Consider the following 25,388-nt stretch of genomic DNA (forward strand, 5'->3'; position numbering starts at 1 on the left):
GCAGCGTAGGGCGTGTGCCGTGAGTTGCTCAGTTGCCCGCCGCGTTTCCGGAGTCAGCGGGCGCCGGAGCGACGGCCGCCAACGGTGAGTAGTCGCCGTTCGTCGTCAGCGTCCCGTTGTCGTTGAAGGTCACCTCTGCGCGGACTCGGACCGACTTCGCGGTGAAGAGCAGATCGTCCGGCGGCTGTGGAGCGGCAGCACCCGCGTCCCACGAGTCCGTCTGCGGGAAGCCGCTGCCGTCGTCCGTCGAGTACCAGTAGGCGGTGTAGCGCACGGACACCGCTGAGGACGTCGGCCCGCTCACCGTGATCGGCTTGGTCAGCTGTGCGCTCGTCACCGAGGACGTCGCGTCGAGCGCGGCGATGTTCGCGGTGTACGAGGAGCCGTCGTCCGTCGTGCAGAAGTTCGAGCCGGGGCTCCCGCACGCGCGCAGTGTCATCGCGACCGCGACGTTCCGGGCGCCGTCACCGGGCACCCCGCTCCACCGTTGCCCGGGCTGCAGCGTGATGGGAGCGCCGCCCACCTCCAGCTGGTAATGGTCGACCGGGGTCGTCGGAGCGGCGACGACCACGTCCGGGGTCGAGGAGCTGTTCGACGTGAGGAAGACCGCAGGGGTCGAGGTACCCGAAGGACGTTCGTACGTCTGGGTGGTCGTCGTCTGCGCGTTGCAGAAGTAGCCGTTCCAGACGGTCACCGAGTAGGTCGCCGTGCCGCCGCCGACGCCGGAGTCACTGGCGGGACTCGTCTGACCGAGCGAGCCTCGGGCGGTGCAGTCGCTCTGCGCGCCCCGGAACGCGTTGTAGGAGCCGCTCGTCCCGCCGGCGAGGTCGGCGCCGCTCCACGTGACGGTGACCGACGACTTGCCGTCCCGGTCCGGGTTCTTCCCCGCCACGGCGGAGACGTTGGTCGGTTTGCCCGGCACGCCCACGGCGGAGCCGGTCGCCGAAGCCGAGTTCCACTGCACCACGGTCCCGTTGCGGTCGGCGCCGTTCCGGGCGGACACCGTCACGGTGTACTGCGCCCCGCTCTGCGCCCCCGTGAAGGAGGTGTTCGTGGCCGTGCCCGTGCTGCGGGTCGTCGACAGGTCCGGCCCCTCGATCGAGACGACGTAGTTGTCCACGGCGCTGCCGTTGTTCGGCGCCGCGACCGCGTTCCAGGTCACGTCGAGCTGGTTCGGCGTGCTCTTGCTCGGGGTGACGCTGATGCCGGTGGGCGGCGCGGGGACGAAGTCAGCGCTGATCGGCGCGGAGTTCGCGGAGGCAGCCGAGTCACCGACGGCGTTCGTGGCCACGACGGAGAACTGGTACGAGCCCTTCGGGTCGAGCCCCTTGATCGTGCAGACCGTCGCCGTACCGCAGTCCTTCGACACCCCGTTCGTGCCCTGCAGGCGGTACCCGGTGATGGGCGAGTTGTTCGCCTGCGGCGTCGACCACGTCAGGGTCGCCTGCCCGCCTTCGTACGAGCCGGTGCGGGTGGGAGCACCGGGCGCGTCCGGAACGTCCTGCACCGAGATCGTCACGTCGCCCCACACGTACCGGTCCGGATCGTCGGTGGCGTCGGCGACCTGGTACTGCAGGTGCGTGTCGACGGGCTTCGCACTGTCGGAGACCCTGACCTGCAGCCGCGACTTGTCGGCGCTCGGCGTGACGGTCACGCCGCCGGGGAGCCCGCCGCCGAGACCGCGGATGTTCACGACGCGCAACCGCTGGCCGGGGAACGGGTTCGTCGGCTGGTCGTTGGCGAGGACGTCGATCGTGGTCGTCTGGCCACGCTTCGTGACCGACTTGTCCGCCCCGGGCTGCACGAGCGGCCGCGTCGAGGCGACGACGTCGACGCTCACGACCCCGGACCGGCCGGCGTTGGCGTCGTCGGCGACCCCGATGCCGATCGAGGCGGTCGTGTTCTTCTTCGCGGTGTCGGCGACCTTGATCGTCAGGTTCTGCCCGCTGATCGTGGCGGTGGTGCCGTCGCTCGGCTTGCTGACGACGGAGTACTTGAGCTCGGGGAGGTCCTGCGGGTACGGGTAGTCGGTCAGCTTGCTGAGGTCGATCACGCGCGACTCCCCCGGCTGCATGTCGACGGCGGAGCCGGTGAACGCCGGCGGCTGGTTGGACCGGGGCGTGACCTTGACCGGCAGCACGAGCGTCGCGACGCGCCCCTTGCCGCCGTTGGCGTTCGAGCCGTCGGTGACCTCGAACGAGATGGAGGCGTTGCCGTAGTAGAGCTTCGACGAGGTGAACTGCAACGTCGAGGAGTCGACGACGAGGCTCTGCCCGTTCGCGTGCGTCGCCTTCACCGTGCCCCGGTCGGTGATCTTGGCGGTCTGCCCGTTCGCCGTGACGACGTACTTCGACAGCGGGATCCGGACCGTCGCCTCGCTCTTCACCGTGATCGCACCGGCGGTCCGGTTGACCTGCGGCAGGGCGTCGTCGAAGCCGGGCACGTGGATGAACCCGTAGGAGACGATGTCCGGGTGGTCGACGCGGGCGACCGAGAACGGGATCACCTGCGAGTCGTCGGAGAGCCGGACGACGATGCGCCCGTCGTCGGTGGTGCGGGCGTTGTCGCCGTAGCCGTCGACGACACCGACCTTCAGGTCGGCCGTGGTCCCCTCGGCGAAGAAGACGTTCTCGAGGACGTCGACCGTGACGCTCTGCCGGTGCAGGATGTCCTGCAGGTCGAGCGTGGTGTCGTCGACCTCGGGCCGCAGCGGCTGGGCGTCGGGGTCGACCGTGACGGTGAGGAAGGCCGTGCTCGCCCCGCCGTTCTCGTTCGTCACCGTGTACAGCACCGCGTAGTCGCCGTTCTTCGCGGTCTTCGGCGGTGTGACCCGGATCTGCTGCTTCTGCAGGATCGTGGCGGAGACCGACTCGGCGGTGGGCTCGGCCTTCGTGACGGTGAGCTGGCCGCCCCCTCGGGGTCGGAGTCGTTCTGCAGGACGCGGACGGTCACCGAGCCGCCGGGCCGGATGGTCACGTGGTCGGCTTCGGCGACGGGGTTCGACGCCTGTTCGGCACGGGGCGCGATGCCGACGCGTACGGTCCCGGTCGCACGGGCGCCGAGCGCGTCGACGACCGTGTACGTGAACTCGTCGGTGCCGGCGGAGTAGTCGCCGGCCTCGTACGTCAGCGAGTCGGACGACACGTCGGCGACGGAGCCCTTGTCGGGGTTCGAGGCGACACCGACGAGTTGCACCGAGTCACCGTCGGGGTCGATCCCGTTCAACGGGATGGACACCCGGACGGACTGCCCGGCGACGACCCGCGCGGTCACCGTCTGCGGGACAGGCGGGTTGTTCGTCGCGGCGTCCTGCTCGCGCACCGAGATCGAGACGGTCGCGTCGGCGTACTGGCCGTCGGGCCCGGCGACCCGGTACACGGCGGTGTAGTTGCCCGGGGTCTTCGGGGCGAGGTACCGCAGGTGGTCGCCCGAGACGAACAGCAGGCCACCGTCGCCGGGGACGTTCTGCACGAGGTCGGGCTGCAGCGTGAGCGGCTCCCCCTCGGGCTGGGTGTCGTTGTCGAGCACGTCGATGTTCGCCACGTCGCCGACCCGCACGGTCGCGGTGTCCGGCTGCGCCACGGGCGGCTGGATCCGGTCCGGCTTGGGGATCTCGACGACCGTGATCGTGCCGGTCGCCGAGGCGAGTCCGTTCGTCTCGGTGTAGCCGAAGGAGACCGGACCGTCGAGCGGCGCGGTGAGCGTGACCCGGACGGTGTGCTGGTCGAGGATGCTCGCCTCGACCCCGGAATCACGGCCCGGACCGTCGAGCGCGGTCACGAGCAGCACGCCGCCGGCCGGGTCGATGTCGGTGGCGGTGACGTCGGTGTCCTTCGTCGACAGGGTGTTGACGAACACGGTCTTCGGCGTCGTGATCGGCGCGGTCGAGGCGTCCGGCGGAGCGAGGATCGTGACCCGCACGATGCCGCTCGTCGTCTTCGTGCCGTCGGTCACGGTGTACTCGAGCTGGTGGTCCCCCGCGCCGGCGCCCTGCACGCGGAACGTGCCGGAGTCGTAGCTCGGGGTGACGGTGAGGCCGGTCGACGACGACACGCTCGTGAGCGTGACGGTGCCGTTCCCGCCGCGGACGTGGTCGAGCGGGTCCACCGTGAACGCCTTGCCCGCGTACCCCTGCACGGGGAAGGGGTCGGCGTAGAGCGGCACGCTGCCCTGCTTCGCCACGTGGACCGTGACCGAGCCCCGACCGTCCGCACGCCCGTCGCTCACGACGAGCTGCACGGCACGGTCGCCGGTCCGCGCGCTCGCGTTCCGGTAGTCGAGCAGCCCGTCGGGTGTCGTCGACACGCGGTCGCCGTCGGCCGCGGTCGCCGACTTGAGGTACACCGGGTCGCCGTCGGGGTCGACCCAGTCGCCGAGCACGTTCGAGACGACGTGCCCGTTCTGCACGACGTCGGCCGAGGTGTCGCGGACCTGTCGGGGCGGGTCGTTCTCGGAGTCGGGGCGGACGGTCACCCGGACGGTGGCGGTGTCCGACCCGCCGTTGCCGTCCGTGATCGTGTACGGGAAGGAGACGGTCCCGGTGGCGCGGCCGGACAGCGTGATCTGCAGGCGCTGGCCGTCGCCGACGATCGCGACGTCGCCGACGGCGTCGTCGATCTTCCCGACCTCGCTCACGACGATCGGGTCGCCGTTCGGGTCGTAGTCGTTCAGCAGGACCGGGAGGCTCGTGGTGCGTCCCGGACGAGCGCCCAGGTCGTCGTCGACCGCCACCGGCGGCTTCTGGTCCTTCTCGACCTCGGGGTCGTCGTCGGACACCTGCTCCTGCTGCTGGTCCTCGTCCTTCTTGATGAGGTCAGCCCAGTTGTCGATGAGCTGTCCGCTCCGGTCGATCGCCCAGGAGCGCCCGCTCTGCGGGTCGTTCGCGACGACCGTCTCGCCGTTGTGCAGGATCTGCAGGTCACCGGTGCCCGCGGTGCTCGCGAGTCGCTGCAGGCCGGACCCCTTGCAGGTGTCGATCGCCTGCCCGCCGGCCCACGCCGCGTACGTGCAGGACCCGACGACCATCGGTCGTGCCGCACGACCGGAGACCTGCATCGCAGTGCTGCTGACGTCGCCGGATGCCGAGACACGGACGAGCCCGGCGGTGCCGGCGACGACGACCTCGGACGAACTGTCCGTCGAGTGCTGCAGTGCGGGCGCACTGCCGACGCGGTCACCGAGGTCGACCGCGCGACCGTCCACCGACATCCGGCCCGAGCTGCGGTCGAGCACGGCGAGGTGGTCGCCGAAGGACGCGACCTGGAAGTCGTCGGCGCGGTCCATCTTCACCGTCCACCGCTTCGCGACCGTCGGCGTGGTGCCGACGTCGACGAGTGCGGCGGTGCCGGTCTTCGGCGAGTAGACGGCGACGTGGTCGTCCGAGGCGTCGAAGACGGCGTCGGCGCCGAGCGTCAGGTCGGCCTTCGTCGACGCGTCGAACTCGCCGAGGTCCTTCGCCGGGGTCGCCCAGAGCTCGCCGGTGTCCCCGTTGCCGATGACCGCCGTGGACCCCGCGAAGAAGACCTGCGGCGTGCCGGCCGGCAGCGTGACCGGGTCGGCCACCGTGGCGTCGGCCACGTCGACCTTCGCGACGGTGCCCTTCGTCTCGTCGACGCTGTAGACCGTGGAGCCGCGCTGCAGGACGGACAGGTCGTCGCTCGCGGTCTCGACGGCGGTGTTGAGCTGCAGGACGCCGGTGTTCGCCCGGCCGACCGCACCGTACTCGGCGGACGGCACCCACACGGTGCCGTCACCGAGGTCGACCCGCTGCGTGTGGTACCCGGTCGACGCGATGGCCGCGGTGGCGACGACCGCGCCGACGACGACCGAGGCGCCGACCGTCACCGCTGCGGACCGGTGCTTGGCGAGGAACGCCCGGATCACCCGGCGCTCCCGATCGTGGCGCACTTCTGGGCGCTCGCGACCCCGGTCTTGCCGTCACGGTTGACCGCGACGGCGATGCACTCCTCGTCGCCCTTCTGACCCGAGACGACGAAGCTGGTGCCGGTCTGCTGGCTCGCCGCACCGTTCGACGAGATGACGTAGGTGTCCCCCGTGCGCAGGCCCGGGTCGGCCCAGGTGAAGGTCACGGACGACGGTGACGGCTCGGCACGCACGTCGGCGACCACAGGGATCGCGCCGGAGCCGAGGCGACCGATGACGAGCACGGTGGCGACGGCGAGTGCCGCCACCACCACGACCGCGATCGAGGTCGCCCAGACCAACGTCGACCGCGTGCGGCGGCGGGCGCGCGTGACGGAGCCGGTGCGGTGGACGGTGCCGACGCTCTGCGCCGCGGCCCCCGCCGATCCGCCCTGCAGCGCCTTGCGCGTGCGCCGACGTGCACCCACGCGCGTCGGCGGCTGGAGCTCGCGGATCATCGTCCGGTCACCGCTCGGTGTCGGCGTCGCGACGGCCCACGCCTCGACCGCGACGTCCGCCGAGGTCTGCGGGATGCCGAGCTCGGCCTCGACCTGCTGGAACCCACGGACGAGTTCCATGACGGTGGACGGCCGTCCGGCGACCTTGCGCGACATCGCGGATGCGAGCAGTCGCTCGAACGACGGCGGGACGTCGGTCCGCCCGGTGGGCTTCACACCGCCCTTGTCGATGCGCCCCATGAGGTCGGCCGCGCCGTTCTTGCCGCCGCGGACCTCGAAGGGGCTCCGGCCCGCGAGCAGGGAGAAGACCGTCGCCGCCAGCGAGTAGACCTCGGACTGGATCGTGCCGCGGGACTCGTCGATGAGCACCTCGGGCGCGGACCACGGGATCGACATGCCGATCGGCTCGTCGGGGTCGGCCTCGCCGATGGTCGCCGCGATGCCGAAGTCGGACAGCACCGGGTTGCCGTACGCCGTGAGCAGGATGTTCGACGGCTTGATGTCGCGGTGCAGCACGCCTTCGCGGTGCGCGGTCTCGAGCGCGGATCCGATGCGGATGCCGATCGCGAGGACCTCGGACACGGGGATCGGCTCACGGCGGTACCGCTCGCTGAGGGATGACGAGCAGAGCTCCATCACCAGGTACGGCCGGCCGTCGGAGGCCACGCTCGCCTGGAACACCGTGAGGATCGACGGGTGCGTGCTGAGTCGCGCCATGAGGTTCGCCTCGGCCTGGAACATCTGCCGGACGCGGTCGTCCACGACCTCGTCGAGCAGGACCTTCACGGCGACCTGCCGGCGCGGCATGTCCTGCTCGTAGAGGAAGACGTCCGCGAAGCCACCGGAACCGAGGACGTGCACGGGGCTGAAGCCCGCGATGACGGGCGGGGTGGACGGCAGGCGTCGCGCCATCGTCCCCTCCTCCCCGGCCGAGCGGCCAGCTCTCTCGTCACGGCCATGCCATTGTACGAACCGTGGGTGACCGACATTCCGCACACTGCGCGCAGCCCGAGGTCACCCGTCCCCCAGTTCGGGGGGCACTCAGTGCCGCGGCAGCGTGTCCTCCACGTCGCCGTCGTCCGGGGCGTCGTCCACCTGGAGGACGACGACCGTCACGTTGTCCCGACCGCCCGCGACGACCGCGTCGCCCACCAGACGCTCGGCGAGGTCCTGCGCCGCCGGCACGCGTGCGGCGATCCGGGCGATCCCGGCGTCGCCGAGTTCTTTCGTGAGCCCGTCCGAGCACACGATGTACCGGTCCCCCGCACGGAGCGGCAGGGTCCACCAGTCCGGCTCCGGCGGTTCGCCGAAGCCCACGGCCCGTGTGATCACGTTGCTGTCCGGGTGCCGCTCGGCATCCTCGGCGCGGAGGAGGCCGGCGTCGACCATCTCCTGCACGACCGAGTGGTCGACGGTGACGCGTCGGAGGACGCCGCCCTCGATCCGGTAGGTCCGGGAGTCGCCGACGTTGAAGACGAGCGCAGCCGGCTGTCCCTGCGCGGCGACGAGCGCGATGCCGGTGACGGTCGTCCCGGCGCCGATCGCGTTGCCGCCCGCTGCGCGCTCGATGTCGGCGGTGGCGAGCAGCAGCGCCCGCTGGATGGACTGCCGCGTCGTGAACGCGCTCTCCGTCGCCTGCTCGAGGCGGCGGACCACGGCATCGCTCGCACGGTCGCCCGCGAGGTGGCCGCCCATCCCGTCGGCGACGACGAAGAACGGCGCCCCGACGATGTAGCTGTCCTCGTTGTGGTCACGGCGCCGACCGACGTCGGTCGCGGCTCCCCACGAGAGCGTCAGGGTGGCGCCGTCGGCACCGGGGACGTCGATGGCGTGCGCAGTCGCTGCTCGGCCGAGTTCGGTCACGTTTCAGGATCGCTCTCTGGGGGTTCGGGGCGTGCCGGCGGGTGGGTCGGTCGGCCACGTGGGAAGGGGTGGGAGGTCCCTCGACGACGGTGCGACCCGCAGGTGTGGCGAGAGGACCTCGATCACGTTGCCGTCACCGATCTCGACAACCGTACCCGTCAGCACGACGTTCGACGCACCCGCCGGCATCCGGAACGGTGCCGACCCGGCGGGCCGCACGACGGTCCCGTTGGTGGACCGGAGGTCGTCGACCACGGCGGCTTCGCCCTCGGCGTGCAGCATCACGTGCGACGACGACACCTGGCCGCTCGACGACGGGACGGACACCAGTTCGGGAGCCGGACCGCGCAGGATCCGCGGCAGCGCGGGCCGCCGGCCGACGATGACGGGGTGGTCGAGTCGGATGACGCGGTCGCCGATCCGCACGGACGGCACCCTGGTCGTCGGTGCGGGGACGTCGGACGGGAGGCGCGGCTCGCCCCCGACGGGCGTCCCGCCCTGGGTGGTGAGGTGCGTCCGGGCCCCGACCACGGTGTCGTCGATCGAGCTGCCCTCCGGGCGCGGCGCGCGACCGGGCCGCAGCACCGTGTCGTCGAGGGAACCGGTCGCCGGAGCGACCCGCGCACCCGGCACGGGCGGCACCGGACGGATCACCGTGTCGTCGATGTCCTGCGCTTCCGAGACGCCGTGCACCACCGGCGCGGGCGGCAACGGCGGCACCGGACGGATCACCGTGTCGTCGGCCGAGTCGGTGGCCGGAGCGCCCGGGACTCGGGATGCACCGGGGACAGGCGGGACCGGACGGATCACGGTGTCGCCCAACAGGTCGTCCACCGACGCGTGCACCGGTTCGTGGGACGCGGCGGCGCGGGGTCGACGGACGACCGTGTCGTCGATGTCGTCGTCGCGCACCCGAGCCCTCCAAGCGTGGTCGAGACAACCGTAGACGATCCTGTCCGCCGACCGTCATCCTCGGTCCCACGCGGGACCGCTCCCCGCCCGGACCGAGCGCAGCACCAGGCCCGCCAACGGATCGTCCGCCCGGGTGTCGAGGGCGTGCTGCGCCCGCGTCTGCGCCCGCGCGGCGGACCCGAGCGCCCAGGAGCACCACGCTGCGACGGCCAACGCCCCCGCGGCGCCGGCAGCCGAGTCGGCCGACGGGTCCTCCGCACGCCAGTGCCGCCAGGCATCGGCGCACCGGTCACCCGCGGTGCGGAGTCGCGCCCGGTCCGGCTCGGGACCGAACCCGCACAACGCCGGCGGTGTCGGATCGGAGAAAGGGTCGAAGGCGGTCACCGCGCGGGGTTCGATCGGCCCGGGCGCGGCGAGGAACCGGATCACCGCGAGCCGGGTCGACAGTGCCCCGCACGCCGTGACGACGGCGATCGACGCACCACGCGACGATGGTGCGTCGCCGGGCGCGACGAGGGCAGCGCAGGCGGCGGGGAGGGTGACGGCGGCCGCGATCTCGCGCGGGTAGCGCACTGCGGCGTCGGGGTGGCTTCGTGTCGTGACCGGGATCATGCACGTCATCGAAACGCACGCCGCGCCTCCTGGACCCGCCGTCGTGGGCACCTGTGGAACGCGACCCGCCTCACCCGTCCTGTGGAGGACGAGCGGGGCAGGACCGGGATCAGACCGTTGCGGGCTCGAGGCTCTCCGCGACGAGGTCCCACGAGCCGTCGTGCTCCTCGAGGACGACGCCGTGCGCGCGGGCCCAGTCGAGCAGCTCGGCCGTCGTCTTGACCGCCGCGCCCGTCCGGGCGAGGAGCGCGACCAGGCGGCCCTTCGCGGTCTTGTTCCAGTGGTTCAACGCCTTGCGCCGACCGGAACCGTCGACGCTCACGACGCGCGGGACGACCGCGCCGGCGACGGGCCCGAGTTGCCGGTACCCCTCGGAACGCAGGTCGAGCACGAGCCCGTCCGCCGTGTGCGCCGCGAGCACCCGCGCGGACGGCTCCGGCCAGTGCGACGCGAGCCGGACGGACCCGAGCCGCGAGTCGTGAGAGAGCCGGTAGGCCGGGATGCGATCGCCACCGCGGACGGGGCCGAACATCGCGGACTGCACGACCACGTGCTCGAACCACCACGCACGCGTCGCAGCGTCCGCGTCGAGGGAGCCGAGCGGGTCGTAGAGCACACCCGTGTACCGGTCGATCGCCGGCATCGTGCCCGACGTGTCGAGCTCGAGGTTGCGGAACCGCTCCCCGATCGACTTCGGGCCGAGCTTCAGGGCCGTCCGGGCCGAGGACTCCTCGGAACTGACGGAACGGGCCGCGGTGATCACCGCGGCCCGTTCAGCAGCCAGTTCCGGGAACGACAGCGCACGCAGGTCGAGCGTGCGGTCCGTGTCCCCGCCCTCCCGCTTCGTCTCCGAAGGCGGGAGGAGGACGGTCAGTCCGGTCAGGACGCCAGCGCGGCCTGCCGCGCCACGATCGTGACCGTGTCGTGCTCGACCGACAGGAAGCCGTCCTCGGCGTCCGCCGCCACCGTCGAGCCGTCGGCTCGGGTGATGCGGACCTGTCCCTGCGCGAGGGTCGCGAGCAGCGGCTCGTGTCCCGCGAGGATACCGATCTGGCCCTCCGTCGTGCGAGCGACGACCATGGTGGCGTCGCCCGACCAGACCTCACGGTCGGCCGAGACGACGCTCACGGTGAGTGCCGCCATGTCAGCGGTTCTCCTTCTGGATCTGCGCCCACTTCTCTTCGACGTCGTTGATGCCACCGACGTTGAAGAAGGCCTGCACGGCCACGTGGTCGAACTCGCCGTCGGCGATGGCGCGGAAGGACTCGATGGTGTCCTTCAGCGGGACGGTCGAACCCTCGACGCCCGTGAACTTCTTCGCCATGTACGTGTTCTGCGAGAGGAACTGCTGGATACGACGAGCGCGCTCGACCGTGATCTTGTCCTCTTCGGAGAGCTCGTCGACACCGAGGATGGCGATGATCTCCTGCAGTTCCTTGTTCTTCTGGAGGATCTGCTTGACGCGCGTGGCCGTCTCGTAGTGGTCCGCACCCAGGTAACGGGGGTCCATGATCCGCGAGGTCGACGTCAGCGGGTCGATCGCCGGGTAGAGACCCTGCGAAGCGATCTCACGCGACAGCTCGGTCGTGGCGTCGAGGTGCGCGAACGTGGTCGCCGGCGCCGGGTCGGTGTAGTCGTCAGCCGGCACGTAGATCGCCTGCAGCGAGGTGATCGAGTGACCACGCGTCGAGGTGATGCGCTCCTGGAGCACACCCATCTCGTCGGCGAGGTTGGGCTGGTAGCCCACCGCGGACGGCATGCGGCCGAGCAGCGTGGAGACCTCGGAACCGGCCTGGGTGAAGCGGAAGATGTTGTCGATGAAGAGGAGCACGTCCTGCTTCTGGACATCGCGGAAGTACTCCGCCATCGTCAGCGCCGACAGGGCCACGCGGAGACGCGTTCCCGGCGGCTCGTCCATCTGGCCGAACACGAGGGCGGTCTTGTCGAAGACGCCCGCCTCTTCCATCTCGCCGATGAGGTCGTTGCCCTCACGGGTGCGCTCGCCGACACCGGCGAACACCGACACACCACCGTGGTCCTGCGCGACGCGCTGGATCATCTCCTGGATGAGGACCGTCTTGCCGACGCCCGCACCACCGAAGAGGCCGATCTTGCCACCCTGCACGTACGGGGTGAGGAGGTCGATCGACTTGATGCCGGTCTCGAACATGGAGGTCTTCGACTCGAGCTGGTCGAAGGCCGGGGCCTTGCGGTGGATCGGCCAGCGCTCGGTGATCTCGAGCTTCTCGTCCGTGTTGAGCACGTTGCCCAGCACGTCGAAGACCTTGCCCTTGGTGACGTCGCCGACGGGGACCGAGATCGGAGCGCCCGAGTCACGGACCTCCTGGCCACGGACCAGACCGTCGGTCGGCTTCAGGGAGATGGCGCGGACGAGGTCGTCGCCGAGGTGCTGCGCGACCTCGAGGCCGATCTCCTGCGACGAGTCACCGATGGTGATGGTCGTGAACAGGAGGTTGTACATCTCGGGGATGGCGTCGTGCGGGAACTCGATGTCGACGACGGGGCCCGTGACACGGGCGATCCGGCCGACACCGGGCGCCGACGACGTCTCGACCGCGGTGGTTGCGGTGTCGGTCATGGCTGGTGCCTTCCTGAGGGTGGGTAACTGTCCGCGAACGACGCGGACTACTTCTTCTTCGACGAGAGGGCGTCGGCGCCGCCGACGATCTCGGAGATCTGCTGGGTGATCTCGGCCTGTCGGGCGTTGTTCGCGAGACGCGTGAAGTCGCGGATGAGCGAGTCGGCGTTGTCGCTCGCCGCCTTCATCGCCTTCTGCCGGGCGGCGTGCTCGGAAGCAGCCGACTGCAGCATGGCGTTGAAGATGCGGCTCTCGATGTAGACCGGGAGCAGCGCGTCGAGCACCGCGTCGGCGTCCGGCTCGAACTCGTAGAGCGGGAGCGGCTCGTCGTTCGACGGCGCCTCGACCCCCTCGACGACCTCGAGCGGGAGCAGCCGGACGACCTGCGGCTCCTGCGTGGCGAGGCTCAGGAAGCGGTTGAAGACGATGTGGATCTCGTCCACGCCACCCTCGGCCGTGTCCTGCAGGAACTTCGCCACGACGGCGTCACCGATCGACTTCGCGGTCGAGAACTCCGGCTGGTCGGTGTTGCCGACCCACTGCTGCTCCGACGCGCGCTCACGGAACGCGAAGTACCCGACGGACTTGCGCCCGACCAGGTAGAACACGACGTCCTTGCCCTCGCTGCGGAGCAGGGAGGCGAGCTCCTCGCCCTGCTTGAGGACGTTCGTGCTGAACGCACCGTTCAGGCCGCGGTCCGACGTGAACAGCACGACGGCTGCACGCGTCGACGACTCCGGCTCGGTGGTCAGCACGTGGTCGACGTTCGAGAACGTCGCCACGGCCGACACCGCACGCGTCACGGCCCGCGAGTACGGACCCGACGCGGCCATGCGGGCCTGCGCCTTCTGGATCCGCGACGCCGAGATCAACTCCATCGCGCGAGTGACCTTCTTCGTGGTCTTCGCGGACTTGATTCGCTGTCGGTAGACCCGGACCTGCGCTGCCATCTAGCGACGACCCTTGACGATCTGCTCCTGGTCGACGTCGTCGGCCGAGGCGGCCTCGAACTGCTCGGACCCGAGCGTCTTGCCGTCGCTCGTCTGGAAGCTCTTGGAGAACTCGTCGATCTGCTTGGTCATCTCGGCGACGGTGTCGTCGCTGAGCTGGTTCGTCTCACGGAGCGTCGTCAGGACGTCCGAGTTGCGACGCAGGTGGTCGAGCAGCTCCGACTCGAAGCGCAGGACGTCGGCCACGGGGACCTCGTCGAGCTTGCCGTTCGTGCCGGCCCAGATCGAGACGACCTGCTCCTCGACCGGGTACGGCGAGTACTGCGGCTGCTTGAGGAGCTCGGTCAGACGGGCACCGCGCTCCAGCTGGCGACGCGACGCCTGGTCGAGGTCGGACGCGAACATCGCGAAGGCCTCGAGCGAGCGGTACTGCGCGAGCTCGAGCTTGAGCGTGCCGGAGACCTTCTTGATCGACTTGACCTGCGCGTCACCACCGACGCGGGACACCGAGATGCCCACGTCGACGGCCGGACGCTGGTTCGCGTTGAACAGGTCCGACTGCAGGAAGATCTGGCCGTCGGTGATGGAGATGACGTTGGTCGGGATGTACGCCGAGACGTCGTTCGCCTTCGTCTCGATGATCGGGAGACCCGTCATCGAACCGGCGCCGAGCTCGTCGGACAGCTTCGCGCAACGCTCCAGCAGGCGGGAGTGCAGGTAGAAGACGTCACCCGGGTAGGCCTCGCGGCCCGGCGGACGACGCAGGAGGAGCGACACCGCACGGTAGGCCTCGGCCTGCTTCGACAGGTCGTCGAAGATGATCAGGACGTGCTTGCCCTGGTACATCCAGTGCTGGCCGATGGCCGAGCCGGTGTACGGGGCGAGGTACTTGAAGCCGGCCGGGTCGGAGGCCGGGGCGGCGACGATGGTGGTGTACTCCATCGCGCCGGCGTCCTCGAGCGCACCCTTGACGGAGGCGATCGTGGAGCCCTTCTGACCGATGGCGACGTAGATGCAGCGGACCTGCTTGTCCTCGTCGCCCGACTCCCAGTTGGCCTTCTGGTTGATGATCGTGTCGATCGCGATGGCCGTCTTGCCGGTCTGGCGGTCGCCGATGATCAGCTGACGCTGACCGCGGCCGACGGGGATCATCGCGTCGATGGCCTTGATGCCGGTCTGGAGCGGCTCGTGCACCGACTTGCGGGACATGACGCCGGGCGCCTGCAGCTCGAGGGCACGACGGCCCTCGGCCGGGATCTCGCCGAGACCGTCGATCGGGGCGCCGAGCGGGTCGACGACGCGACCGAGGAAGCCGTCGCCGACGGGAGCCGAGAGGACCTCGCCCGTGCGGGTGACTTCCTGGCCCTCTTCGACACCGGCGAACTCGCCGAGCACGATGGCGCCGATCTCGTCCTCGTCGAGGTTCTGCGCGAGGCCGAGCGTGCCGTCCTCGAAGCGGATGAGCTCGTTCGCCATGACGCCGGGGAGGCCCTCGACGTGCGCGATGCCGTCGCCGGCGTCGATGACGTGCCCGACCTCGGCCGTGGAGGCCTTCGTCGGCTCGTAGTTCGAGACGAAGTCCTTCAGGGCATCACGGATCTCATCGGGGCTGATGGTGATGTCTGCCATGGGATTTTCCTTGTTGGTTTCCGGGGCCATTCGGCTCCGAGAGGGTGACGCTGCCTGACTCGGCAGTTCCCGTTGTGGACTTGGGAGGAGCGGCTTCGACGGTACGCCTAGCCGGCGAGCTGGAGCCGGAGCTCCGAGAGCCGCGTGGACACGGTGCCGTCGATGACGTCGCCACCGATCTGCACCCGGACCCCGCCGACGACCGAGGGGTCGACCACGTGGTTGATGCTGATGCCCTTGCCGTGCTGCTCCGCGAGGGCACGGGCGACGCGAGCCGCCTGGCCGTCCGTGAGCGGCGTCGCGGTGATGACCGTCGCGACGAGCTTGCCGGCCTGCTCGGCCACGATGCGCGAGGCGTCGCGGACGAGTTCACCGATGCGACGACCACGCGGCTGCTGCACCAGGTGCGACAGGATCACGATGGTCTGCTCCGATGCCTTGCCGCCGAGCAGCCGCTCGACGAGGGCGCTCTTCTCCGACGGGCTGCCGAGCTTGGTGCCCAGCGCCAGCTCGAGGTCGGCGTCCGAACGGACGGCGGTCTCGAAGGAGAACAGTTCGGCTTCGATCGGCGTGCCGGACGCTGCCGTGGCGGCGACGGCGCGGATGCCCGCGTCCTCGATGCCGACGAGCAGGTCCTGGTGCGAGGACCAGCGCGAGCCGGCCACCGCGGTCAGGACCGCACGCGTCGCGGCCGACTGGCCGGCGAAGACGCGGTCGAGGACCACCTTCTTGCCGGCCGGGTCGGCCGTCGGGTCGGACAGCAGACCGAGCAGCTGCGGCGCACCGGCGATCGCACGCCCTGCGGCGAGGATCTCGGCACCGGCGGCGAGGTCGGCCGCACCGCCGAGGTCGGCGAGCACCGCCCTCGTCGACGCCAGTGCTTCCCTGGTGGCGCTGCGCATGCTCAGCGCTCCCCGGCCGACGATGCCGACGAACCCTGCGAGGCTTCGAGGTCAGCGAGGAACCGGTCCACGACCGCGGTCGACTTGGCGTCGTCCTTGAGCGACTCCCCGATCACGCCGGAGGCGAGGTCGAGGGCGAGGGTGCCCACCTCGGTCCGGAGCGACTGGAGCGCGCTCTGACGCTCGGCCTCGATCTGGGCCTGCGCGTTGGCGGTGATGCGTGCTGCATCGGCCTGCGCCTGCTCGCGGAGCTCGTTGCCGATCGCGTTCGCGTCGGAACGGGCCTGCTCACGGATGCGCGATGCCTCGGCACGGGCCTCGGCGAGCTGCTTGTTGTACTCGTCGAGCGCGGCAGCGGCCTGCTCCTGAGCAGCCTCCGCCTTCTTGATGCCACCCTCGATGGCCTCGGTGCGCTCGTCGAGCATCTTCGTGATCCGCGGGATGATGACCCGCCAGAAGACCAGCAGGATGACGACGAACGCCACCGCGGACCACACGATGTCGTACAGCGGCGGTACGAGGGGATTGTGCGTCTCCTCGGCCGCGATGATGAGTGCGTTCTGCATCGAGAGGCCTTAGTTGGTGAAGATGAAGTACGTCGCGATACCGATGAAGGCGAGGGCCTCGGTGAAGGCGATACCGATGTACATGAGGGTCGTCAGGCGGCCCTGGAGCTCCGGCTGGCGAGCGACGGACTCGATCGTCTTGCCGACGACGATGCCCACGCCGATGGCCGGGCCGATCGCCGCGAGGCCGTAGCCCACCGTCGCGATGTTGCCGGAGATTTCCGCGAGAACGGTCGTTGCGTCCACGTGTTTTCCTTTCAGGATGCGGCCCGGCGGATGCCGTGCCGTATTGGGGGTCAGTTCAGGTCGTTGGTCAGTGCTCGTCAGCCAGCGCGAGCTGGATGTACACAGCGGTCAGCAGCATGAAGACGTACGCCTGCAGCAGCGCGACCAGGATCTCGAAGAAACTGAACGCGATGCCGAACGCGAGCGTCCCGACTCCGAACGCCTTGAAACCGAGCGAGGCGTCGAAGAAGAAGAACTGCGTGGCAGCGAAGAAGAGGACGAGCAGCAGGTGGCCGACGACCATGTTCATCAGGAGTCGCAGGGTCAGCGTCACCGGACGGAGCACGAAGGTCGAGACGAGCTCGATCGGCGTCACGATGATGTACAGGTACCACGGGACCCCAGGCGGGAACAGCGAGTTCCGGAGGAAGGTGCCCGGGTGCTTGCGCAGACCCGCGTAGATGAACGCCACGTAGGCGACGATCGCGAGGATCATCGGGTACGCGATACGGCTGGTGCCCTGCAGGTTGAGCCCCGGGATCAGACCCGTGAGGTTCAGGAACAGCACGGAGAAGAAGATCGTGGCCAGCAGCGGGAGGAACCGCTTGCCGTCCTTCTCACCCAGGTTGTCGAAGGTGTTCCGGCGGACGACGTCGAACGCGTACTCGATGAGCGCCTGGCCGCGGCCGGGGACGAGCTTGAGCGAACGGGTCCCGATGATGCCGATCAGCAGCAGGACCGCGACGGCGATGAACCGGATGATGACGAGTCGGTCGATCTCGAAGGGCGTCCCGGCGAAGAAGATCGCATCCGGGAAGAACTCGTTGATCGACGGACCATGGAACTCGGCGGCCTTGCTGCTCCCCGCCGCAACGGTGTTACCCGCAGCGGTGAGGGACAGGGGAAGAGCGTGGGATAGCAGCGCTGTCTCCTGTGTCGGCGCGCGCACGCATGGCACGCGATGGTGGACGTTGTGGAGGCTCGTCCGCTCCGAGCAATGCTCCGGACGCGGACTCCGAGAAGCCTATCAGGTGCGAGAGGCTTCCCGGGCTCTCAGTTGCGGGGCGCGTCCTTCTCAGGAGACGCGGAGTCTCCGGGGAGGCTGACCCCGATCGGGATCCGGGCCTTCGCGACCGCGACCACGTCGATCACGAGCGAGCCGACGACACCGACGATGATCGCGATCGCGAGTACCGGGAAGTCCACCCAGGCGCGGTCGCGCAGCAGGACGAGCACGACGATGAACACGACGAACTTGAGCAGCCACGTGCCCATCACGATCCCGAAGAACGCGCCGGAGATCATCTGCCCCTTGGAGACGCGCAGCGCCACCAGCACGCTCACAGCGGTCAGTCCGAGGAACACCACGCTGAGGACGGCCCCGAGCAGGCCACCGGCGAGCCCGGGACCACCGGCGACGAGCAGCCCGACGACTCCCCCGACGACGGCGAGCCCGACGGCCAGGAACGCGCCCCAGGTGATGATGCGGCGGAACACCGGCCGGACGTGGTCGAGCGCGTTCGGTGCGGTCACGAGTTGTCTCCTGGGATCGAGCGGTCGTTGGCGGCCCGGTCGAGCGGGTCGAGGCTGGCGTCCACCACGGCGGTGGACCGGGTGGCGACCTGTGCGGCGAACTCGGCGCGTTTGCGGCCGAGCGGGGCGAAGGTGGCGACGGCGCAGACGATGAAGCCGACGGCGACGAAGACGACCACCCAGTACCAGTCCACGAAGAGGAACAGCAGGCAGCCGATCGCCACGGTGGCCGTCCACGCGTAGAAGATGAGCACGGCGTGGAAGTGCGAGTGCCCCATGTCGAGCAGGCGGTGGTGCAGGTGCTTCCGGTCGGCCGAGAACGGGGACTTGCCCGCGCTGAGCCGACGCGTGACCGCGAGCCCGAAGTCGAGGATCGGCACGATGAGGATCGCGAACGGCAGCAGGATCGGGATGAACGCCGGCAGCAGCGCCTGGCGTGTCTGCACCGCAGCCGGGTCGATGTTGCCCGTGACCGACACCGCGCTCGTGGCCATCAGGAAGCCCACGAGCAGGGCGCCGGCATCCCCCATGAAGAGCTTCGCGGGGTGCCAGTTGAGGATGAGGAAGCCGAAGCAGGCACCGACGAGCACGGCGGTGAGCAGTGACGGCAGGTTGAAGAAGAACTCCGTCTGCACGACCACGCGGTTGATGAAGAACGTGTAGAGGAAGAACACGCCGCCGGCGATGATCGCCACGCCGGCGACGAGCCCGTCGAGGCCGTCGATGAAGTTCACCGCGTTCATGACGAGCACCACCGCCAGCACGGTGAAGATCAGGCTCATGTAGGACGACCCGACCCCGAGCGTGTTCCCGATCGGCAGCGACACGATCGCCACGCCCTGCCAGGCGAGGATCCCCGCGGCGATGATCTGCCCGGCCAGCTTCGTCATCCAGTCGAGGTCCCAGATGTCGTCGGCGACACCGAGGACCACGATGATCGTCGCTCCCCCGAGCACCGCCAGCACACGACCCGGCTCGGAGAACACCAACCTGAAGTAGTCCGTGCCGGCGATCGACGGGAAGAGGAACCACGCCGCGAGCAGGGACACGATGACGCCGATGTACATCGCGATGCCGCCGAGCCGGGGCGTCGGCGTGCGGTGCACGTCCCGCTCGCGGACCTTCGGGTACCACTTGTACTTCAGCCCCAGCTTCCAGACGATCCAGCTGACGCAGAAGCTCACCACGGCCGCGATGGCCCCGGCGAGCAGGTAGTACTTCATCCGACGAGGTCGGCTCCGACGACCCTGGTGATCTCCTCGTCCGGGATCACACCGTGGCGGACGATCCGGAGCTTGCCGCCGTCGGAGAGTCCCGTGGCGTCGACGATCGTCGAACCGGTCGACTCCGCGAACCCCTCGTGCGGCTCGAGCGAGCCCCCGTCGAGGTACACCGCGACGCTGTCGCCGAGCATCGCCTCGGCCTGGTCGGCGTCCATCGCGGCCGGGTCCCCCGTCGTGTTCGCCGAGGACACCGCGAGCGGACCGACCTCCTGCAGGAGTTCGAGCGCGATCCGCGAGTCCGGCATCCGGAGCGCCACGGTGCCCCGCGTCTCGCCGAGGTCCCAGTCGAGGGACGGCTGCGCACGGAGGATCACGGTGAGGCCGCCGGGCCAGAACTCGTCGACGAGGTCGCGCACCTGCTGCGGGATGTCGCTCGCGAGCGCGTCCAGGGTCGGCGGTCCGGGGATGAGCACCGGCGGCGGCGACTGCCGGGTGCGTCCCTTCGCGTCGAGCAGTCGCTGGACGGCGGCAGCGCTGAAGGCGTCCGCGGCCACGCCGTAGACGGTGTCGGTGGGGACCACGACGAGCTCTCCGCGCCCGAGTGCGGCACGTGCGAGCCGCATCCCGGTCAGGAGCCCGTCGGAGTCGGTGCAGTCGTATCGGGATGCCATGACTCGACGATGATAGTGCGACACAATGGGTGGCATCGTGAACGAGTCCCCTGCGCCCCGCCTCCTGTTCCTCTTCGACATGGACGAGGTCCTCGTCCGGTACGACTGGCAGGTGCGGATGGCCGCACTCGCCGAGTTCACCGGGCACGAGTTCGCGGAGCTCCGTCGCCGCTGGTGGGACTGCGGCAACGAGCAGCGCGCCGAGGCCGGCGGGTACGCCGACGGCGACGAGTACCTCGCCGCCTTCGCCGAGGCCATGGGCTGCGACGTCCCCGAGACCGAGTGGGCGCGGATCCGCGGCGCCGCGATGACCGAGCTGCCCGACCGGATCGAGGCGGTGCGCGTCGCGAGCGAGCACGGTCGCGTCGGCCTCCTGACGAACAACGGGCCGCTGGCCGGCCGGTGGATCCACCGCTGGGTGCCGTCCCTCGCGCCGGTCTTCGGCGAGCACCTCGACACCACGAGCAACTTCGGGGCGCGCAAGCCCGAGCCGGAGGTCTACCGGCGCGCGCTCGAGCACCACGGCGTGCCCGCCGAGCGCACGTTCTTCGCGGACGACATGCCGATCAACGTCGAGGGCGCGCAGAGCGTCGGCATCCACGCGGTGCTCGTCGAGGAGCACACCGACCTGCGCGAAGCCGTCCTCGCCTTCGTCGCGGAGCAGCACGCCGCCGCGCCCGTCGCGGAGCAGCCGGACCGCAGCGCGAACGTCCCATCACCCGTGCGGTAGGAAGCGGAATCGCGCGTACCGGGCAGGAACGAACGACCAGGTACGCGCGGAACGGCCCACCATGCGCGGAGCGGCACCGACTCACGGCGGTGGGCTGACCGGCGGAGGTGATCCGCGCCTCCAGGCCCGGACCGCTGCGCGATCTTTCCCATCACGCGTGCGGTAGGAAGCGGAATCGCGCGTACCGGGCAGGAACGAACGACCAGGTACGCGCGGAACGGCCCACCATGCGCGGAACGGCCCACAGGAGCACGCGCCCACACCGGGTCCAGGAGGCGCGGGTCGACCCTGCCTAGCGCGTCGCCGTGGTCGTGCGGTCGCGTCCCGTCAGGTCGACGTGCGTCTCCGGGGAACGGAACCCCCGGCGCGCCAGGACCTCGCGCACGCCGGCGCCCTGCGGCTCGGCGTGCTCGATGACGACGACTCCCCCGGGGACGAGCAGGCGCCACGCGGTCTCGGCGAGGGCACGCACCGCGTCGAGTCCGTCCGGACCGCCGTAGAGCGCCACGGCCGGGTCGTGGTCGCGGACCTCGGGGTCGATCGGCACCGCGTCGTCGGGCACGTACGGCGGGTTCGACACGACGACCGACACCGTTCCGTCGAGCTCGGGCAGCGCGTCGGCGAGGTCGCCCTCGACGAGGCGGACCGTCCCGCCGTACGCGTCGATGTTGCGCCGCGTCCACGGGAGCGCCTCGGGCGAGCGTTCGACCGCGTACACGACCGCGTTCGGCACCTCGGTGTCCATGGCGATGGCGATCGCGCCGCTGCCGGACCCGAGGTCGACGGCGATCGGTGACGGCACGGGCACCGCGCGGAGTGCGTCGATGCCGAACTGCACGACGCCCTCGGTCTCGGGCCGCGGGACGAACACGCCGGGTCCGACGGCCAGGGTCAGCGCCCGGAAGTACGCCTCGCCCGTGATGTGCTGGAGCGGCTCGCGGGTGGCGCGTCGGGCGACGGCGTGCCGGAAGCGCTCGACGTGCTCGGCGGCGATCGCACCGCCGGTCATCGCCCGGGCCTGCACGGCGCCGCGCGAGGTGTCGGTCGCCCAGGCGAGCAACAGTTCCGCGTCCACCTGCGGCGTCGGGACGCCGGCCGCGTCGAACGCCGCGGCCGCCTCGCGCAGGAGGCGGTCCGCGGCGAACGCGACGGGCGTTTCGGAGGCGGGTCGCGCCTCCAGGCCGTCCGAGGGGACGTCGCTCACGCGTCCTGGTCGCCGATGGCGGCCAGTCGTGCCTCTTCGTCCGCCTGGATGGCGGACTGGATGACGGGCTCGAGCGCACCGTTCATGACGCGGTCCAGGTCGTACGCCTTGTACCCGGTGCGGTGGTCCGCGATGCGGTTCTCCGGGAAGTTGTACGTACGGATGCGCTCCGAACGGTCCATGCCGCGGATCTGCGACTTGCGCGCGTCCGAGGCGATGGCGTCGAGCTCCTCCTGCTGGCGCGCGAGGATGCGGGCACGCAGGACGCGCATGCCGGCCTCGCGGTTCTGCAGCTGCGACTTCTCGTTCTGCATCGCGACCGTGATGCCCGTGGGCAGGTGGGTGATGCGAACCGCGGAGTCGGTCGTGTTGACGGACTGTCCCCCGGGCCCGGAGGACCGGTAGACGTCGATCTTGAGGTCGTTCTGGTTGATCTGGACCTCTTCGGGCTCGTCGACCTCGGGGAAGACGAGCACGCCGGTCGTCGAGGTGTGGATGCGCCCCTGCGACTCGGTCGCCGGCACACGCTGCACACGGTGCACGCCGCCCTCGTACTTGAGGTGCGCCCAGACGCCCTGGGACGGATCGGTCGCGTTCGACTTGATCGCGACCTGGACGTCCTTGTAGCCACCGAGGTCGGACTCGGTGCGCTCGAGCATCTCGATCTTCCAGCCCTTGGACTCGGCGTAGTGCGAGTACATGCGCAGGAGGTCGGCCGCGAAGAGCGCCGATTCCTCGCCGCCCTCGCCGCCCTTGATCTCCATGATCACGTCGCGCCCGTCGTCGGGGTCGCGCGGGATGAGCAGCCGGCGGAGACGCTCCTGGCGCTCCGACAGCTGCTCCTCGAGCGCTGGGACCTCGTCCGCGAACGCCTCGTCCTCACGCGCGAGCTCCTGGGCGGCGGCGAGGTCGTCCCCCGCCGCCTTCCAGGACTCGTACGCGGACTTGATCTGGTTGAGCTCGGCGTACCGCCGGTTCACCTTCTTCGCCCGGGCCGCATCGGCGTGGAGCGCGGGGTCCGACAGCTGCTGCGTCAGGTCCTCGTGTTCCGCCAGCAGCCCTGCCACCGACTCGAACACGCGTTACTCCTGGTGACCGTTGTGGTGCCCACCGGTCGTGGGGACCGACTTCTGCACCTGGACCAGGAACTCGACGTTCGACTGCGTCTCCTTGAGGTTCCGCAGCACGATCTCGAGGGCCTGCTGCGGGTCGAGCCCGGCGAGGGCACGGCGCAGGCGCCACGTGATCTTGACCTCGTCGGCGGAGAGCAGCTGCTCCTCGCGACGGGTGCCGGACGCGTTGACGTCGACGGCCGGGAAGATCCGCTTGTCCGCCAGGTGACGGTTGAGACGGAGCTCCATGTTGCCGGTGCCCTTGAACTCCTCGAAGATCACCTCGTCCATCTTCGACCCGGTCTCGACGAGCGCCGTCGCGAGGATGGTCAGCGAGCCACCGTCCTCGATGTTGCGCGCGGCGCCGAAGAAGCGCTTCGGCGGGTAGAGGGCGGACGAGTCGACGCCACCGGAGAGCACGCGACCGGAGGCCGGCGTCGCCAGGTTGTAGGCGCGGCCCAGACGGGTGATCGAGTCGAGGAGCAGGACCACGTCGTGACCCAGCTCGACGAGACGCTTCGCACGCTCGATGGCGAGCTCGGCGACCGTCGTGTGGTCTTCTGCCGGACGGTCGAAGGTCGAGGCGATGACCTCGCCCTTCACCGTGCGCTGCATGTCGGTGACCTCTTCGGGCCGCTCGTCCACGAGGACGACCATGAGGTGCGCCTCGGGGTTGTTCTTCGCGATCGCGTTGGCGATGGCCTGCAGCACGACCGTCTTGCCGGCCTTCGGCGGGGACACGATCAGACCGCGCTGGCCCTTGCCGATCGGCGACACGAGGTCGATGATCCGCGTGCTGAGCTTCGACGGCTCGGTCTCGAGGCGGAGACGCTCGTTCGGGTACAGCGGGGTGAGGTCCTGGAAGTCGACGCGCGCGGCGGCCTCGTCGGCGGTCTGCCCGTTGACCGAGTCGACCTTCACGAGCGCGTTGTACTTCTGGCGGCTCTGCTGTTCGTTGTCGCGCGGCTGCTTGATCGCACCGACGACCGCGTCGCCCTTGCGCAGGTGGTACTTCTTCACCTGGCCGAGGGAGACGTAGACGTCGTTCGGGCCCGGCAGGTAGCCGGTCGTGCGCACGAAGGCGTAGTTGTCGAGGACGTCGAGGATGCCCGCGATCGGGATGAGGACGTCGTCCTCGGTGATCTCCGGCTCGAACTCGTCGTTCTGCCCGCCGCGGCCGCGCTTGCGGTCACGCTGGCGACGGCTGCGGCCGCCCTCGGTCTCGTCGGCGTTCTGCTGGGCCTGCTGCTGCTTCTGCTGACCCTGCTGGCCCTGCTGCTTCTGCTGGCCGTTCTGCTGCTGGCCGTTCTGCTTCTGCTCGTTCTTGTCGTCCTGTTGGGCGTTCTTCTGCTCGCCCTGCTGGCCCTGGCCGTTCTGGCCGTTCTTCTGGGCCGCGTCGGTCTTCGGGGCGTTGTCGCGACCGTTCTGGTCGCCGCCCTGCTCGCCGTTCTCGGCGTTCTGGCCACGGCCACGACCGCGACCACGGCTGCGACGACCGCGGCGCGAGCCGCCCTCGCCCTGCTGGTCGTTCTGGTCGCCCGACTCGGTGCCGTGCGCGGACTGCTCCTGCTGGTCGCCCGCGGCGTCCGGCTGGGCCGGCTGCTCGGCCTGGTCCGGCGTCTGCTCGGTTCGCTCGGCCTGCTGGCCGTTCTGCTGGTCGCGCTGCCCGCGGCCACGACGCTGGCCGCCGGTCTGCGCGGCTTCCTGGGCGTCCTTCTCGGCGCGGACCTGGTCGAGCCCGGCGAGGAGGTCCTCGGTGCCGGTCTGACCGTGGTTGGTGTGCTCGGCGGCCGAGGTCGGCGCCGCGCTCACGGTGCCGCCGGACGAGGCACGGCGCGAACGGCGGGCCCGCGAGGACGCCGGCTGCTCGGCCGGGGCCTCGGTGGCTGCCGGTGCGTCGGCGACGGCCTCAGCGGGTGCTGCGGGTGCCTCGGTCGGCTCCGGCAGCGTCGGCTGCTCGGCCACGGGGGCCTCGACCGCGGGTGCGGCCGGCTCGGCGGAAGCGTCGTCCGTCACGGGACGCTTGTCCTCGATCGAGGCGATGAGGTCACCCTTGCGGAGCTTCGAGAGCCCCGTGATGCCGAGGGAGGAGGCGATGCGCTGGAGTTCCGGGAGCCGGAGGGCGCGCAGATCGCTGGGGATCTCCACCTGGGTGGAGTCGTTGACGTTCGTCAAGGTCGGTGTTTCCTTTCGAACCGCAGAACGCGGAGAGTTTCCACCGTCCCGGATGCACGGGTATGCATCGACCGCCGTTCAGACGACGGACCGGGATTCGGT

The 25,388-nt window shown here is 70.2% G+C and carries 22 protein-coding genes; 1 reads left to right on the forward strand and 21 read right to left on the reverse strand.

The window, feature by feature from the left end; all coding sequences use genetic code 11:
* Window positions 1-28: 28 nt before the first annotated feature.
* The 18 genes from QE359_RS14450 to QE359_RS14535 form a co-directional block, all read right to left on the reverse strand.
* Window positions 29-2,779: a fibronectin type III domain-containing protein gene (locus QE359_RS14450; protein ID WP_309779699.1), complete on the reverse strand. Its 2,751-nt coding sequence runs from the start codon at window positions 2,777-2,779 to the stop codon at window positions 29-31.
* Window positions 2,776-5,883, reverse strand: coding sequence for an Ig-like domain-containing protein (locus tag QE359_RS14455; RefSeq protein ID WP_309779700.1), 3,108 nt, complete (start codon window positions 5,881-5,883; stop codon window positions 2,776-2,778). The genes QE359_RS14450 and QE359_RS14455 overlap by 4 nt, the downstream gene beginning before the upstream one ends.
* Entirely contained in the window at window positions 5,880-7,292 is a 1,413-nt protein-coding gene (locus tag QE359_RS14460; RefSeq protein ID WP_309779701.1) for a serine/threonine-protein kinase, read from the reverse strand. Before QE359_RS14460 ends, QE359_RS14455 begins: the two co-directional genes overlap by 4 nt.
* 129 nt (window positions 7,293-7,421) lie before the next feature.
* Complete coding sequence (locus tag QE359_RS14465; RefSeq protein WP_070416284.1) at window positions 7,422-8,243, reverse strand: PP2C family serine/threonine-protein phosphatase; 822 nt, start codon at window positions 8,241-8,243, stop codon at window positions 7,422-7,424.
* Window positions 8,244-8,246: 3 nt separating this feature from the next.
* Window positions 8,247-9,155, reverse strand: a complete 909-nt coding sequence (locus QE359_RS14470) for a hypothetical protein (RefSeq protein ID WP_309779702.1) — start codon at window positions 9,153-9,155, stop codon at window positions 8,247-8,249.
* Window positions 9,156-9,209: 54 nt separating this feature from the next.
* Entirely contained in the window at window positions 9,210-9,767 is a 558-nt protein-coding gene (locus QE359_RS14475) for a hypothetical protein (RefSeq protein ID WP_309779703.1), read from the reverse strand.
* 109 nt (window positions 9,768-9,876) lie between these two features.
* Entirely contained in the window at window positions 9,877-10,650 is a 774-nt protein-coding gene (locus tag QE359_RS14480) for a peroxide stress protein YaaA (protein ID WP_309780440.1), read from the reverse strand.
* Complete coding sequence (locus tag QE359_RS14485) at window positions 10,647-10,910, reverse strand: F0F1 ATP synthase subunit epsilon (RefSeq protein ID WP_022905458.1); 264 nt, start codon at window positions 10,908-10,910, stop codon at window positions 10,647-10,649. The genes QE359_RS14480 and QE359_RS14485 overlap by 4 nt, the downstream gene beginning before the upstream one ends.
* Window position 10,911: 1 nt before the next feature.
* Window positions 10,912-12,366 (reverse strand): F0F1 ATP synthase subunit beta, encoded by a 1,455-nt coding sequence (atpD, locus tag QE359_RS14490; RefSeq protein WP_022905457.1) that lies wholly within the window; start codon window positions 12,364-12,366, stop codon window positions 10,912-10,914.
* Window positions 12,367-12,413: 47 nt separating this feature from the next.
* Window positions 12,414-13,316, reverse strand: coding sequence for a F0F1 ATP synthase subunit gamma (locus QE359_RS14495; RefSeq protein WP_071296243.1), 903 nt, complete (start codon window positions 13,314-13,316; stop codon window positions 12,414-12,416).
* Window positions 13,317-14,945 carry a F0F1 ATP synthase subunit alpha gene (atpA, locus tag QE359_RS14500; RefSeq protein WP_070416289.1) on the reverse strand — a complete coding sequence of 543 codons (1,629 nt, stop codon included), beginning with the start codon at window positions 14,943-14,945 and terminating at the stop codon, window positions 13,317-13,319.
* Between the two features lie 107 nt (window positions 14,946-15,052).
* Window positions 15,053-15,847: a F0F1 ATP synthase subunit delta gene (locus QE359_RS14505; RefSeq protein WP_070416290.1), complete on the reverse strand. Its 795-nt coding sequence runs from the start codon at window positions 15,845-15,847 to the stop codon at window positions 15,053-15,055.
* Between the two features lie 2 nt (window positions 15,848-15,849).
* Window positions 15,850-16,413 (reverse strand): F0F1 ATP synthase subunit B, encoded by a 564-nt coding sequence (locus tag QE359_RS14510; RefSeq protein ID WP_070416291.1) that lies wholly within the window; start codon window positions 16,411-16,413, stop codon window positions 15,850-15,852.
* A gap of 9 nt (window positions 16,414-16,422) precedes the next feature.
* Entirely contained in the window at window positions 16,423-16,659 is a 237-nt protein-coding gene (gene atpE / locus QE359_RS14515) for an ATP synthase F0 subunit C (protein ID WP_070416292.1), read from the reverse strand.
* Window positions 16,660-16,726: 67 nt separating this feature from the next.
* Complete coding sequence (atpB, locus tag QE359_RS14520; protein ID WP_374115161.1) at window positions 16,727-17,587, reverse strand: F0F1 ATP synthase subunit A; 861 nt, start codon at window positions 17,585-17,587, stop codon at window positions 16,727-16,729.
* Between the two features lie 104 nt (window positions 17,588-17,691).
* Complete coding sequence (locus QE359_RS14525) at window positions 17,692-18,171, reverse strand: hypothetical protein (RefSeq protein ID WP_309779704.1); 480 nt, start codon at window positions 18,169-18,171, stop codon at window positions 17,692-17,694.
* On the reverse strand, window positions 18,168-19,394 hold the full coding sequence (locus tag QE359_RS14530) for an MraY family glycosyltransferase (protein WP_070416293.1): 1,227 nt from the start codon (window positions 19,392-19,394) through the stop codon (window positions 18,168-18,170). Before QE359_RS14530 ends, QE359_RS14525 begins: the two co-directional genes overlap by 4 nt.
* Window positions 19,391-20,065 carry an L-threonylcarbamoyladenylate synthase gene (locus QE359_RS14535; protein WP_070416294.1) on the reverse strand — a complete coding sequence of 225 codons (675 nt, stop codon included), beginning with the start codon at window positions 20,063-20,065 and terminating at the stop codon, window positions 19,391-19,393. Before QE359_RS14535 ends, QE359_RS14530 begins: the two co-directional genes overlap by 4 nt.
* Before the next feature lie 37 nt (window positions 20,066-20,102).
* On the opposite strand from QE359_RS14535, the gene QE359_RS14540 reads away from it, so the two are divergent.
* Window positions 20,103-20,795 (forward strand): HAD family phosphatase, encoded by a 693-nt coding sequence (locus tag QE359_RS14540; protein ID WP_309779706.1) that lies wholly within the window; start codon window positions 20,103-20,105, stop codon window positions 20,793-20,795.
* 292 nt (window positions 20,796-21,087) lie between these two features.
* On the opposite strand, the gene prmC is transcribed toward QE359_RS14540, so the two are convergent.
* From prmC to rho, 3 genes are read right to left on the reverse strand one after another with little or no spacing between them, the layout of a single operon-like run.
* Entirely contained in the window at window positions 21,088-21,975 is an 888-nt protein-coding gene (gene prmC / locus QE359_RS14545; RefSeq protein ID WP_396127764.1) for a peptide chain release factor N(5)-glutamine methyltransferase, read from the reverse strand.
* A 20-nt stretch (window positions 21,976-21,995) separates the two neighbouring features.
* Complete coding sequence (gene prfA / locus QE359_RS14550) at window positions 21,996-23,078, reverse strand: peptide chain release factor 1 (protein ID WP_070416296.1); 1,083 nt, start codon at window positions 23,076-23,078, stop codon at window positions 21,996-21,998.
* Window positions 23,079-23,081: 3 nt separating this feature from the next.
* On the reverse strand, window positions 23,082-25,286 hold the full coding sequence (gene rho, locus QE359_RS14555) for a transcription termination factor Rho (protein WP_309779707.1): 2,205 nt from the start codon (window positions 25,284-25,286) through the stop codon (window positions 23,082-23,084).
* Window positions 25,287-25,388 lie beyond the last annotated feature (102 nt).

This window comes from Curtobacterium sp. SORGH_AS_0776 (genome assembly GCF_031453355.1).
Classification (GTDB): Bacteria; Actinomycetota; Actinomycetes; order Actinomycetales; family Microbacteriaceae; genus Curtobacterium.

Excerpts from the sequence above, each read along its gene's own strand:
- atpA (WP_070416289.1), bottom strand. The coding sequence starts at position 14,945 with ATGGCAGACATCACCATCAGCCCCGATGAGATCCGTGATGCCCTGAAG.
- QE359_RS14475 (WP_309779703.1), bottom strand. The coding sequence starts at position 9,767 with ATGATCCCGGTCACGACACGAAGCCACCCCGACGCCGCAGTGCGCTAC.
- QE359_RS14460 (WP_309779701.1), bottom strand. The coding sequence starts at position 7,292 with ATGGCGCGACGCCTGCCGTCCACCCCGCCCGTCATCGCGGGCTTCAGC.
- QE359_RS14535 (WP_070416294.1), bottom strand. The coding sequence starts at position 20,065 with ATGGCATCCCGATACGACTGCACCGACTCCGACGGGCTCCTGACCGGG.
- QE359_RS14505 (WP_070416290.1), bottom strand. The coding sequence starts at position 15,847 with ATGCGCAGCGCCACCAGGGAAGCACTGGCGTCGACGAGGGCGGTGCTC.
- QE359_RS14495 (WP_071296243.1), bottom strand. The coding sequence starts at position 13,316 with ATGGCAGCGCAGGTCCGGGTCTACCGACAGCGAATCAAGTCCGCGAAG.
- QE359_RS14510 (WP_070416291.1), bottom strand. The coding sequence starts at position 16,413 with ATGCAGAACGCACTCATCATCGCGGCCGAGGAGACGCACAATCCCCTC.
- atpD (WP_022905457.1), bottom strand. The coding sequence starts at position 12,366 with ATGACCGACACCGCAACCACCGCGGTCGAGACGTCGTCGGCGCCCGGT.
- QE359_RS14530 (WP_070416293.1), bottom strand. The coding sequence starts at position 19,394 with ATGAAGTACTACCTGCTCGCCGGGGCCATCGCGGCCGTGGTGAGCTTC.
- QE359_RS14485 (WP_022905458.1), bottom strand. The coding sequence starts at position 10,910 with ATGGCGGCACTCACCGTGAGCGTCGTCTCGGCCGACCGTGAGGTCTGG.